This is a genomic window from Paenibacillus sp. P36 (genome assembly GCF_045866505.1).
Taxonomy (GTDB): Bacteria; Bacillota; Bacilli; order Paenibacillales; family NBRC-103111; genus Paenibacillus_E; species Paenibacillus_E chondroitinus.
On record NZ_AP038372.1, the window covers coordinates 5,601,395 to 5,613,617 of the forward strand.

General features: G+C 47.8%; 9 protein-coding genes. 2 read left to right on the forward strand and 7 right to left on the reverse strand.

Annotated features, from left to right (window positions below):
- Positions 1–132 precede the first annotated feature (132 nt).
- The 3 genes from ACKTT9_RS25345 to ACKTT9_RS25355 form a co-directional block, all read right to left on the reverse strand.
- Positions 133–2,133: an MASE4 domain-containing protein gene (locus tag ACKTT9_RS25345; protein WP_407868066.1), complete on the reverse strand. Its 2,001-nt coding sequence runs from the start codon at positions 2,131–2,133 to the stop codon at positions 133–135.
- Between the two features lie 94 nt (positions 2,134–2,227).
- Entirely contained in the window at positions 2,228–2,545 is a 318-nt protein-coding gene (locus ACKTT9_RS25350) for an MGMT family protein (RefSeq protein WP_407868067.1), read from the reverse strand.
- Between the two features lies 1 nt (position 2,546).
- Positions 2,547–3,626 carry a lactonase family protein gene (locus tag ACKTT9_RS25355; RefSeq protein WP_407868068.1) on the reverse strand — a complete coding sequence of 360 codons (1,080 nt, stop codon included), beginning with the start codon at positions 3,624–3,626 and terminating at the stop codon, positions 2,547–2,549.
- A 518-nt stretch (positions 3,627–4,144) separates the two neighbouring features.
- Between ACKTT9_RS25355 and ACKTT9_RS25360 the strand changes: the two genes are divergently transcribed.
- Positions 4,145–4,792 carry a transcriptional regulator gene (locus ACKTT9_RS25360; protein WP_407868069.1) on the forward strand — a complete coding sequence of 216 codons (648 nt, stop codon included), beginning with the start codon at positions 4,145–4,147 and terminating at the stop codon, positions 4,790–4,792.
- Between the two features lie 1,186 nt (positions 4,793–5,978).
- On the opposite strand, the gene pruA is transcribed toward ACKTT9_RS25360, so the two are convergent.
- A complete protein-coding gene (gene pruA / locus ACKTT9_RS25365) occupies positions 5,979–7,547 on the reverse strand; it encodes an L-glutamate gamma-semialdehyde dehydrogenase (RefSeq protein ID WP_407868070.1) in 1,569 nt (522 codons plus the stop codon).
- A gap of 27 nt (positions 7,548–7,574) precedes the next feature.
- A complete protein-coding gene (locus ACKTT9_RS25370; RefSeq protein WP_407868071.1) occupies positions 7,575–8,489 on the reverse strand; it encodes a proline dehydrogenase family protein in 915 nt (304 codons plus the stop codon).
- A 230-nt stretch (positions 8,490–8,719) separates the two neighbouring features.
- Here ACKTT9_RS25370 and ACKTT9_RS25375 point away from each other — a divergent pair, with 230 nt between their 5' ends.
- A complete protein-coding gene (locus tag ACKTT9_RS25375; RefSeq protein ID WP_407868072.1) occupies positions 8,720–10,450 on the forward strand; it encodes a sigma-54 interaction domain-containing protein in 1,731 nt (576 codons plus the stop codon).
- Between the two features lie 49 nt (positions 10,451–10,499).
- Here the strand turns inward: ACKTT9_RS25375 and ACKTT9_RS25380 are convergent, their stop codons facing one another.
- Both ACKTT9_RS25380 and ACKTT9_RS25385 read right to left on the reverse strand, forming a co-directional pair.
- Positions 10,500–11,234 carry an aminoglycoside adenylyltransferase domain-containing protein gene (locus ACKTT9_RS25380; RefSeq protein ID WP_407868073.1) on the reverse strand — a complete coding sequence of 245 codons (735 nt, stop codon included), beginning with the start codon at positions 11,232–11,234 and terminating at the stop codon, positions 10,500–10,502.
- Positions 11,235–11,310: 76 nt separating this feature from the next.
- Positions 11,311–12,123, reverse strand: a complete 813-nt coding sequence (locus ACKTT9_RS25385) for a phytanoyl-CoA dioxygenase family protein (RefSeq protein ID WP_127450145.1) — start codon at positions 12,121–12,123, stop codon at positions 11,311–11,313.
- Positions 12,124–12,223 lie beyond the last annotated feature (100 nt).

A 12,223-nucleotide genomic window follows, 5' to 3' on the forward strand; every position in this document is an offset into this window, starting at 1 on the left:
TGGCCTATGATACAGTTAGTCTATTCCCGACAGTTGGACTTTGTAACACTTTTGTTTGTTTTTGCTTATTTTTGGGCGAAAAAGAGAAGAACCTGGCACGGGGCCAGATTCATTTAGGTTTTTATTAGCAGGCTACGTATCTATGTTCTCGTCGAATTGAACCGTAAAAATCGAACCTCTGCCTAACTCGGACTCCACCAACACCTTACCGTGATGAGCTTCTATAATCTCTTTAACAATAGACAGCCCGAGTCCCGTTCCTCCGATTTTCCTGCGATCCGAATTGTCTACCCGGTAAAATCTCGCAAATAACTTATCCAACGCATCGGCCGGAATGCCGAGACCATAATCTTGAATTTTGATGCGCACATGACCATTCTCACGTTCTACATATACATCAATCTTCGATTGATCAGGAGAGTACTTGATGCTATTGGAGATCAAATTATGAAAAACCTGTTTGAGACGTTCTTCGTCCCCGTGAATAAAAGGGAAATCATCAAGGACATGCAGTTCAATCTCATGATTGTCTTTCCCCTGCCATTGATCCACGATTTCACCTACCAAATGAACTGCGTTGAGCGTTTGAAAATGAAAGACCTGCCGTCCTGAATCCAATCGCTGCAAGTCCAAAAAATCGTTGATTAGATTGGACAGCCGCATAGATTCCTTATGAATCGTCTCTATGTACTTGACTCGCTTGTCCTCCGTGACGTTCCGGGTCGCCAAAATCTCAATAAATCCCATAATGGAAGATAGCGGAGTTCGGATTTCATGGGAAATGATGGAGACAAATTCATTTTTCATCTCATCGATCCGCTCCTCTTCGGTCCGGTCCCTGAATCCGAACAAATGCCCCCTGAGCGTGTCAGCTCCCTCGTCTATGATGGGATTGACGTAACATTCATAATGCTTCATTTCGCCGGAAAGCGATACTCTTGAGATCCTTTTCAGAAAAGGCGGTATACTTTGGTTGAAATAGGCCTCAACGACGGCTTTAAAAGCAGTGTCTGACGCTCGCATGCCTTCGCAATACGTGGACAAACAGTCCCCTTTGTGAATCGGCTTTTCAAAAAATAGCTCGACGCGGCGGTTTGCAAAAATAACTCTGCCTACGGTATCACACATGATAATAGCTTCATGACTGGACTCCAACATTTGTTCGATAATCGTGTTCTGTTCGGAGATCGTCCTTTCCGCTTGCTGGCTTTCCCCAAGGAGCACTTTATAGCTATACTCGCTGTCTTTGACTTTTCTAAAAAGATCCGCCATGTTCAGATACATTTTCGTAAATTCATAGATCATGCCGGCCAGCACAACATTCGAGCATACAAAGGAGTTCCACTTCGCCACATACCAACCTAGACTGAAACGCCCTCCCCCGCAAAGAACAATGATCACATCCAGCATCATCGCTAGGATTGCTACGCACAGCCATGTTGAGGTTACCGTACTAGCTTTAGTCCGTATGTAAAAGACGAGCAACGTGATGAACGTAAGCACAACGATTGGTATCCCAACAAGCTTAACAAATGCGGGAGACAGCTGTCCTTGTGACAAAACGGTTGGCAGCCGCTCGACGAAACGAGTCGTAAACAACGTGCATATGGCCAACAAAACGATTGTCCCGATAAATGTACACCAGCCGGCTATCTTTGCCTTGCGAGCGCTGTACCGTACATGTCGATGTTTGGCGTCAAGCCGCAAATAAATCAGGACGGCCAGCGGAAAGCCGATGTGCCAAAGCGCATACACCCACACGGACGTTTGTGGTCCCGAGTTGAACACCCCATTGTCAGCAAAAACACGGGGAAACGCGAGGATGTAAACTAAACTCATACCAGCCGAGAACAAATAACCCGCAAAAAGAGCAAGCACGGCGGGTTGGCGGGAGATTTTAAACTGACTATAGATCACGTAAGCTGTAATGAGTTCAAAGCAAACGACCGTAGAAAAAATAGCCGGCTGGAAAGCCGCCATTTCTCCTAACTGCATGCGGACAAAAGGTACTGAGAACAAAGAGATAAGGGTTACTAGAACCCCAATGATATATGCAAACCGCCGCTGCGCACGATTGGACGGCATCGTTAATAAATTGTATACCGCCACAGGCAGCGCTTGATGTTGACTCATGATAAACCCCCGATAATGCTAAGCTTAGTGCTTTACACGGTACGAAAGCCTCACTTCTTATTGTGGCAAGAAATGAGGCTTCTTATGTTACAGATTACGTATTTTCTTCCATGTGAGCCTGGTAGCGTTCAAGCGATATTAAGCGATCCTCAATGAGCTCAATGCCCTCTGATTGAAGCAGAAAGCTTTGCAGCTCCGCTCCTTCATCATCTGGAATCGCAATTTCACCTTTCGCATTCACGACTCTATGCCAAGGCAGCTTATACTTCTTGCCCATGGCATGCAAAATTCGCACGACCTGCCGGGCTCCTCGAGGACTTCCTGCAAGGCGCGAAATCTGCCCGTAGGTCATCACTTTCCCTTCAGGAATAGAACGGATAATTTGGATCACACGCTCCGTGTATGGTGTCATGTTAATCTACAATAGCAAATTTGATGCATACCGGTTTGGACAGCGTCAACACGCTTCCAGTTGGCAACAGCTTCCCAGTTGCTGCATCTCTTGCGAACGATACGATGTTATCGGAGTCTTTGTTTGCGACTAAAAGATGCGCCCCGTCCGGTGAAAGGGCAAAATTGCGCGGATGCTTCCCTAGCGTAGGTGCATATTCAACAGGAGTCAATTTGCCTGTATCCGCATCAATGGCGTACACAACTATGCTGTCATGCCCGCGATTCGAGCCGTAAAGATACTTGCCGTCCGGAGAAACGTGAATATCCGCGCAAGCATTTTCACCCTCGAACGCCTCTGGCAGCGTAGAAATCGTTTGAATTTCAGTAAGTTCGCCCTGCTCCTCTTTGTAGCTGAAAGCAGTCACAGTTGAGCCTAACTCATTGATTACATAACCATATGTATAGGATGGGTGAAAGGCAAAATGCCGCGGGCCTGACCCTGGAGCGACAGACACTTCACTATGAGGATGCAGCTTTTTCGCAGCAAGATCCAGCTTGTACAGCTTTATTTTATCCAATCCTAAATCACAAACGCCTACATAGGTATTCGTACGATCCAAGAAAACGGAATGAGCACGAGGTCTATCCTGCACATCCAAAAGACTGGAGCCTTCATGCTGCTGAATATCTGCATTTTCGCCAATTCGTCCGTCCGCCAGAACAGGCGACAAGCCCACCATGCCCCCGTGATAGCTCGAAACCATAACGACTTGATTCAAATGATCAAGCTGGATATGGCAAGTCGTTGCTGGAAGCGTAATCTCATTATTCAAAAAGGCTAATTTCCCCGAGACCGTGTCGATGTCATAGGAGCTTGCTGCTCCGCAGCGTTGACCGTTTGCACCCGTTCCTTCCGATATCGCGTAAAGCCTCCAATTTTCTTTATCAACGGATAAAAACGTAGGATTTTGCAAGCCATCCACTTCATGAAGGACTTCCAGACTTCCATTCCCTTCACCAAATTGGCAGGTATACACGCCTGGATTGCTTGAATCCGCATAGGAACCAATAAATGCTAGCGTTTTTTGGGACTTAGACATAATAACCATCTCCTATCTATCAATTTCCTATGTGCATTATCTCAAATCCCGTCCTCAGGAGCAATATGTTGGGGATTTGGATACATTGGACGCGTGATGGGGCGGGTTCCATAGAAAAACGCGTGGACCTTCTCCACGACTGCATGTACATGATTATGGTGAGGAACTACGGGCCGTTATTCCGGTGAACAGCGGGGAATGTGTGGCCGGAGGGGAACTACAGGGCTTTATTTCTTCACATTTGGCTGGATTCTGTCAAAATGCCAGGAAATAACGGACTGTAGTTCCCACTCATCGCGGAAAGGGCGTATTTTAAAGAAATAGTGCCCTGTAGTTCCTTTAAAAAGACTGGCGTAATGGCCGGGTTTTCATTATACTGAAACTTATAGTACTAGCTGGTCGTGAAGCACACGCCGCTTTCATCTGGTTCGCAGGAGTTCTCTCCTGTACGAACAGGTGGAGGCGGCGTTTTGTGTTTTATCACAGCTAAAATCTAATGGAGAAAGCAGGAATTCATAATGAGATTTGAACAAGCATTTGAAGATTTCATGGCGTCACAAATTGCAGCGGAGACTAACAGGCGCAGGCGAGAGCGCTTGGAGCAAGGTTTAGGACACGCGGAAATGGAATTTCTGCGTGCGGTATGGTTTCCGATTATTGGACACTTTGACCATTTGTATCCGGAATGGGAAGTGCGTGACTTGGCGAACGGATACCGTTACTTGGACTTTGCGTACATGCCAGGAGATGCTAGAGGGGCAATCGAAGTCCAAGGCTACAGCACGCATGCCCGAGATGTTGAACTTTGGCGGTTCAAGGATCTCTGCCAGCGGCATTGCCATCTTGCTTTAGACGGCTGGTTGGTCATGCCTATCGCTTACCCGTCAATTGTGGATTCGCCTAAGTTGTGTCAGCAGCTGATACTTTCTTTAGTGGGGATATTCATCTCTTCTGCCCATACTCCGGTACCCCTCACATGGGCCGAAAGCGAAGCAATTCGATTCGCAAGACGAATGATGCGCCCCCTCTCCCCCTCGGACCTTGCCTCTCATCTACAAGTAAGCAGCAAATATGCCAGAAAAATTTTGCATGGCTTGTGCGACAAGCAGCTTTTCGTTGTCTCGAGCGGGCAATCACGTGCTCGCACGTATCGGTTGAATGATTAGTGGAGGAAGCTGCCAACATAGCGGAACTACTAAATGACGGCTGTAGGGAACTCCGGTCCCATTCGCGGCAGTAGCGTTAGGAGGAGCTCTCCTCTCCTCCGCTAGTTAAGCTTGTTCAAGAGCGCGGCATCAGCGAATATTCGTGGGTGAGAATGGCTTTATTAGGGGCTAGCGGTTGGTGCGACATCACCAATTGAGCTCTGTTGGCTGTACGGCCAACGGAGCGGAACTACAGGCCACTATTTCGCTGAATAGTGGGGGGTTGGCGACCGGAGGGGAACTACAGGGCTTTATTTCTTCACATTTGGCTGGTTTTTAGCCAAATATGAAGAAATAAGAGCCCCCAGTTCCCCTCCGCGCTTCAAATGGCGCGTTTCGAGGAAATAGCGCCCTGGAGTTTCCTTAGCTGGATGAGAATGCGCAACGCGCTGCGAATTCAGCGTTACTGTTGGGCTTAGTGGTGACGTGTGCAACCTCACCATCAGCACCAAGTTGGCTGCGCAGCCAACATAGTGGACTTACAGTCCACTATTTCACTGAATAGTGGGGCGTGGCGACCGGAGGGGAACTACAGGGCTTTATTTCTTCACATTTGGCTGGTTTTTAGCCAAATTTGAAGAAATAAGAGCCCCCAGTTCCCCTCCGCGCTTCAAATGGCGCATTTCGAGGAAATAGCGCCCTGGAGTTCCCTTCGCTGAATGAGAATGCGCAACGCGCTGCGAATTCAGCGTTACTGTTGGGCTTAGTGGTGACGTGTGCAACCTCACCACCACACCAAGTTGGCTGCGCAGCCAACATAGTGGACTTACAGTCCACTATTTCACTGAATAGTGGGCCGTGGCGACCGGAGGGGATCCCAGCCCCCACAGTTAAGCTTGTTCAAGAGCGCGGTATCAGCGAATATTCGTGGATGAGAATGCATAGCCCGCTTTGAATTCGGCTTTATTAGGGGCTAGCGATTGGTGCGACATCACCAATTGAGCTAAGTTGGCTGCGCGGCCAACTTAGCGGAACTACAGTCCACTATTTCGCTGAATAGTGGTGGGTTGGCGACCGGAGGGGAACTTCCCCTCCGCGCTTCAAATGGCGCATTTCGAGGAAATAGCGCCCTGGAGTTCCCTTCGCTGGGCGGGAAAGCACACCGCCCAACAAAAAAAGACGGACACATCGTCCGTCTTTCCCATTTTTAAACCTTGCGAGATGTCAGCTTCGCTTGCGTGAAGAGCAGCAGGTAATCATAGCCGCCTGCTTTGGAGTCCGTTCCCGACATGTTAAAGCCGCCGAAAGGATGAACGCCGACAAGCGCACCCGTACACTTGCGGTTGATGTACAAGTTGCCGCAATGAACAGTGTCAAGCGCTTCGGAGATACGCTCTTCGTTTGTCGAGAAATACGAACCCGTCAAGCCAAACTCCGTATCGTTGTACATCGCGATAGCTTCTTTCCAGTCCTTCGCTTTGGCAATCGCGAGCACTGGCCCGAAGATTTCTTCCTGCATAATGCGAGCTTTTCCGCTCACATCGCCGAATACGGTAGGCTGAATGTAATAACCGTTGCCGTCCGCTTTGCCGCCGCCAGCAAGAAGTGTGCCTTCGCTTTTGCCAACTTCGATGTAATCAAGAATTCGCTCATAGGAAGTTTTATCGATCACTGGACCTGCCGCATAATTAAGCTCCGGCAAACCGCTTTGTAGCTGGTTGGTCAGGGCAACCACTTTTTCAACCACTTCGTCATAGACGGACTCTACAATGATGGCCCGGGAACCCGCGGAGCACTTTTGCCCTTGGAAGCCGAAAGCCGAAGCCACGATTGCCGCTGCAGCCGCGTTAAGATCAGCTGTTTCGTCCACGACGATACCGTCTTTTCCACCCATTTCAGCTACGACACGCTTGATCCAAATTTGCCCCGGAACAGTGTCAGCAGCAAGTTTGTTGATGCGTAATCCTACTTCTTTGGAGCCTGTGAAAGAGATAAAACGTGTTTTCGGATGCGTCGTTAAATAGTCCCCAACCTCTGCGCCGCTGCCTGGAATGAAATTGATGACGCCTGCTGGCAGACCCACTTCTTCCATGAGGGCAACAAATTTATGCGCAATTACCGGCGTCGTGGAAGCAGGTTTAAGCAAAACAGTGTTACCGGAAACAACGGCCGCCATCGTCATCCCAACACAAATTGCAAGCGGGAAATTCCATGGAGGAATAATAACGCCAACGCCTAGTGGGATATACGTAAGCTTGTTGTTTTCGCCAGGAATTTTGACCAGTGGCTGCGTCTCGTTGATTTCACTCAAGCGAATCATTTCACGCGCATAGAACTCGATGAAATCGATCGCTTCTGCCGTATCAACATCGGCTTCCACGTAGTTTTTGCCGGATTCCAGCAGCATCAGCGCTGAGAATTCATGCTTGCGAGCGCGCATCAGTGCCGCAGCTTTGAACAGGTATTCGGCACGCTCTCTTGCCGGAACCTTTTTCCAAGATTCAAAAGTTTCAAGCGCAACGTTCATCGCTTTCTCAGCAAGAGCTTGGTCCGCTTTGCTGACGTACCCGATAATTTCATCCACATTCCCTGGGTTAATGGATGTAATTTTCGCTTCTGTCGTTACTTTCTCTGTCCCAATATAAAGCGGATACTCGCGGCCCATTTCCTCTTTTACTTTCGAAATAGCTGCCTGCATGGCCTTTTTATTGTCCTCTAAGCTAAAATCCGTAAACGGCTCGTTCGCGTAAGGGCTCACCTTTGTAAATGTTGTCATGTTATTTCTCCTCTCCGAATAGGAAGTTTATTTGAACATATTTTTAAGAACAAACCAGACATTGGCTGGACGTTCTGCTAGCCTTCTCATGAAATAACCGAACCAATCCACACCGTAAGGAACATAGATGCGTACCCGGTATCCTTCTTTCACTAACTGCTTCTGTAAGTCTTCACAAATCCCATACAGCATCTGGAACTCAAACTGATCGCCCGAGATCCCATTTGCCTTAACAAAATGCTTCGTAAAATGGATAATCGCTTCATCATGACTGGCGATCGCCGTATAATGGCCGTTTAACAAATGTTTTTGAATAATCTTTTTGTAGTTATCATCAACAGCGCTTTTCTCTGGAAAAGCGACCTGCGGGGATTCCTTGTAAGCCCCTTTCACAAGACGCAAGTTGGCGCCAAGCTCATGCAAATCATCCATATCTTGCATCGTACGGAACAAATAAGCTTGAATAACGATGCCTACATTGTCGTAGTCTTTTCGAAGTTCGCGGTAGATGTCGAGCGATACTTGGCAGTGCGCATAGTCTTCCATATCAATCCGGACAAAATTGCCGTGCATCCGAGCGCGGTCAAGAATCCGTCTCATATTGCTTACACACAATTCTCTGCTTATGTCCAGACCAAGTGAGGTCATTTTGAGAGATAGATTGGAGGTGACACCTGCCTGAGCGATGGCATCTAACGTTTGGATACACATATCCGCCGATTCCACGGCTTCCGCTTCACTGAAAACAAACTCCCCTAAATGATCCAATGTGGCAATACGGCCATCCTGATTAAGTCCGCGCACAGCTTCGATTGATTGCTGAATGGTTTCACCGGCAACGAAACGTGCGGCGCCAAAGCGTAAACCATATCGCTTCGCTAAGCGATTCGCGGTGCGGCTCTTCCCTAAAGATTGAAACATGTTTCTCATCATGAGTTCCATCTGTGTTATTCCTCCAAAGGAATTTGTACAATAGTGTTTAATTTATGTTTTTATTGTACACTATAAATTATATTTTGAACACTATTTGTTTATGTGTATATTTTTCATGATTTTGAACACATTATCAACTATACTCCTATCATACTCGCCGCCCTTCCAGAACGTGTTGAATCGCCATTAGCTTCGTGGTAAATTTATAGCAAATCAACGCTCCATAAATGAGGTCGACTATGTTCAAAAATGAACACTTTCTGTTAAACACCGAGATCGTTATTGTTTCAATAGAAACAACGCTTGAGGAAGTTTCCTTCTATTTAAATAAAGGCACCGGTGTTATTGCACATTCCGGCAGCCACACCTGTTTATTTACGCCGGAGGACGCAGCGCTTCTACCTGCATTATCGGCTATGAACGTCCAGGCTTTATTGGAAAAGAGTTCTTTTTTCCTTGCTGAATCTGTGCAATGGGACGACAATGAAAACCTGGCAAGCCTCATTCCACTGACATTGTCATCGAATCGGCCTCTTCTGATCAAGGATAAAGAAGGGAACGTTCGGGGATACTACTCCTTATCAGATCTGCTGCGTGCTGCAACGTTAGAACAGCAAAAATCGGCGTCTTATTTCGCTGCCCTTGCTGACACCGTTACTGATGCAGTCACGGTTGTTGATAGAGACGGTTCTGTAATCTACTGGAATACGGTTGCCGAAGAGCTTTATCAGCTTCCGAGCGTAGACATTTTAGGGAAGCGGATTGGTGAGCATTTTGACGTGGAAACACTGATGGTGCTCAAAATCTTGGACGAAGGCCGCATGATTCGTAATACGTATCACCGACCGCGCCCAGACACACATGTCCTTATCAACGCCTCGCCGATTCGGGACGCCCAAGGGCTGATCATTGGCGGTATTGCGACTGAACAGGATATTACACAGTTGGTGAGGTTAAATGAACAGTTAACGGCAGCGGACTCTTTCGGACTTCCTAATAAAGAACAAACGGAAGATTTATTTACGTTAATCAAAGGCAAAGGCCCTGCCATCGGCAAAGTCATTCAGTGGGCCAAAAAAGTGGCCGCAACAGAAACACCCGTCCTCCTCATCGGAGAATCGGGCGTTGGCAAAGAGCAGCTTGCTAATATTATTCATCAGTCTAGCGCGCGATCCGAGCATCCTTTCTTGACACTCAATTGCGGCATTGTACCCGCGGGACTGCTTGAGGCTGAATTATTTGGCTATCAAGGCGGGGCTTTCACAGGAAGTGAAACAGGGGAAGCCGGGAAGCTGGAACAAGCCAAAGACGGCACTCTATTCATTAATGAAATCGAAAAGCTTCCACTGGATCTTCAAGCCAAGCTCTACCACTCTATCACGCAGCACACCATCGTCCGTTTGGGCGGAAGCCAGCCTATCCGGATTCGGACGCGGATTATTATTGCAACTACGCAGGATTTGGCAGCTAAACTGGCTACCCAAGAATTCCGCTCTGATCTGTACTATGCGCTGAATGTGATTTCCATCCGGATTCCGCCTTTACGCGATCGAACGGAAGACATTCCCGCCATGGTCCATATGTATTTGAAGCAGTTTTCTTTGAATTATCAAAAGCCGGTTCCCGTGCTTTCACCGGAAGTTATTTTGGCGCTCACGAACTATGCTTGGCCAGGAAATATCCAGGAATTAAAAAATGTCATTGAGCGCTGCGTTATTTTAAGTGATGAGGATATCATCCAGCTTGAGCACCTGCCTACAGCTTTGCAAGAAGGTCAGCCTAGTCTCGCCTCTTTTGAAGGAGATTCCGCTGCCGTATTGTTGAAAGCAAAAGTATCGGACGAGGAAGAAATCATGCTCATTGAGGAAGCTCTAGCCAAGACAGCAGGAAATAAAAGCGCAGCCGCCAAGCTGCTCGGCATTTCCCGAGGTACCCTTTATAACAAAATGAAAGAATTTCATATGGAGTAAAAATAAAAGTAAAAATCCCCTTCCATAGCCAGATGGAAAAGGGATTTTTTTACTTACAAGCCTGCTCAAGGGTATACCTGACAAAAGCCAATGTTTGTTCGATTGCGTTCAGCTCATCTCCCTTGCGCCATGCCAGGGCTTGCCGAATCAGCGGCTCCCACTTGCTTCCATGTGATGTGTCTAGCACCCACTGGGCTGCGGCAGGTTTGGAAGCGACAAGCCCCTCTTCTATCGTGTACAAGCATCTGCACATCGTAAGAATTGCATACGCCTGATATTCACTCGAATTAAGACGTGACGCATCCTTGAATAACGGGCTCCACCATTCGGTTAAAATCGCCTGCGCTGCTTTTTTAAGTTCAGCTGGCGCTACAGGATCAATCAGAGTCTTTGGCTCTGAGCCATGCAGCGTAAGGCCATATTCACGAAGGATGGCTCGCTGAATGATCCAATCGCTCCCATGCCCGTCTACACCAAAGCTGCCGTCACAGCGTAATGCAGGATGCCAACACCGCTCAGGATCATAGCGCTTAAGCAATTTCTGCGAAATGTAAGAGCCTTCCATGTTGCAAGCCCATTTGAACCCCTGGTCCCGCAGTTCGGCATGCATCTGTTCCAAAGCTGGAAGCTTTTCCGCAGACAGTTCGGTTCGAGTTGCCACTAGAAAATCAACGTCGCTCGTTTCACGATTGAAGTCCCCCAGCGCCAAGGAACCGTGGACATAGACACCAACAACGTCCTGATCGAGTACACGCAGGATGCCAAGAACAAGTTGCGCTAACATTTCATTGATATCTGGAAAAGGCGTAGGTTTCGGGTTAGGGATAAAACAGTTCCCCTTTCTTAACGTAGGGCTATCTCTATCTTTGGTACACCGCCGGGAAACTTTCTCCTGACATGATCTCGCCTGGCGCCACATGAATATGAGGTTCCATTGGATGGCCGCCTGTCGGAGCATAATACGTATGACCTGGCATATAGTGAACCGCAATCGCCCTGCGTTTCAATTCTGAACGGTTATTCGGACTGCCGTGCCATGTCAGAGAGTGGTGATAGCCGACTTGACCTTTTTTAATTTCAAAAGGGACCGCTTCCACCTTTGCCCCTTCAGGAAGCAAATCCGGTTGTTTGTGAACCGGCATGAACTCATCGTTCGAGCCTAAATATTTTTGATGGTTGCCCCATTTGTGACTGCCCGGCACCATCCACATACAGCCGTTTTCTATGACGGCATCATCCAACGCAACCCAGGCGCTGATGAGATCAGCGGGTTGAATCACAGGCCATAGCGGATGATCTTGATGCCAGTGTGTCGGTCCTCCCATGACGGGCGGTTTGTACTGAATTTGATCGTGCCAGATCCGAAGCGTATCCGTACGGCATAACTGCGCCACATCTTCGCATATTCTACGGTTGGAAGCATGCTGTAAATACACGTCGCTTGCCATCCATATATTCACGATTTGGACAACCGTTTCCTTCTTCGTTATCGTCATCCCGTAATGGGAGTTATCGAGCATATTTCGGTTGAGGATTGGCTTTTTGACAGATTTCCCTTCCATCACGTTTTCCAGTTCTTCACGCAGTTGCTCCACTTCTTCATCGGATAAAACGACATCGCCTTTCAGAAATCCCAATTCATCGAATTGTTTGATCTGCTCTTGTGTTAGCATGATTGATTCCTCCTCGCTTGATATATCTTTATTGTAAGGTCAGCAAGCCTCCGAGTCGTTAGATATTTCCAACCTGAAATTGCACTTTTCACAGAAAATT

Bases quoted from the DNA above. Each gene is read 5' to 3' on its own strand.
- ACKTT9_RS25345 (WP_407868066.1), bottom strand. From the start codon at position 2,133: ATGAGTCAACATCAAGCGCTGCCTGTGGCGGTATACAATTTATTAACG.
- ACKTT9_RS25350 (WP_407868067.1), bottom strand. From the start codon at position 2,545: ATGACACCATACACGGAGCGTGTGATCCAAATTATCCGTTCTATTCCT.
- ACKTT9_RS25355 (WP_407868068.1), bottom strand. From the start codon at position 3,626: ATGTCTAAGTCCCAAAAAACGCTAGCATTTATTGGTTCCTATGCGGAT.
- ACKTT9_RS25360 (WP_407868069.1), top strand. From the start codon at position 4,145: ATGAGATTTGAACAAGCATTTGAAGATTTCATGGCGTCACAAATTGCA.
- pruA (WP_407868070.1), bottom strand. From the start codon at position 7,547: ATGACAACATTTACAAAGGTGAGCCCTTACGCGAACGAGCCGTTTACG.
- ACKTT9_RS25370 (WP_407868071.1), bottom strand. From the start codon at position 8,489: ATGGAACTCATGATGAGAAACATGTTTCAATCTTTAGGGAAGAGCCGC.
- ACKTT9_RS25375 (WP_407868072.1), top strand. From the start codon at position 8,720: ATGTTCAAAAATGAACACTTTCTGTTAAACACCGAGATCGTTATTGTT.
- ACKTT9_RS25380 (WP_407868073.1), bottom strand. From the start codon at position 11,234: ATGTTAGCGCAACTTGTTCTTGGCATCCTGCGTGTACTCGATCAGGAC.
- ACKTT9_RS25385 (WP_127450145.1), bottom strand. From the start codon at position 12,123: ATGCTAACACAAGAGCAGATCAAACAATTCGATGAATTGGGATTTCTG.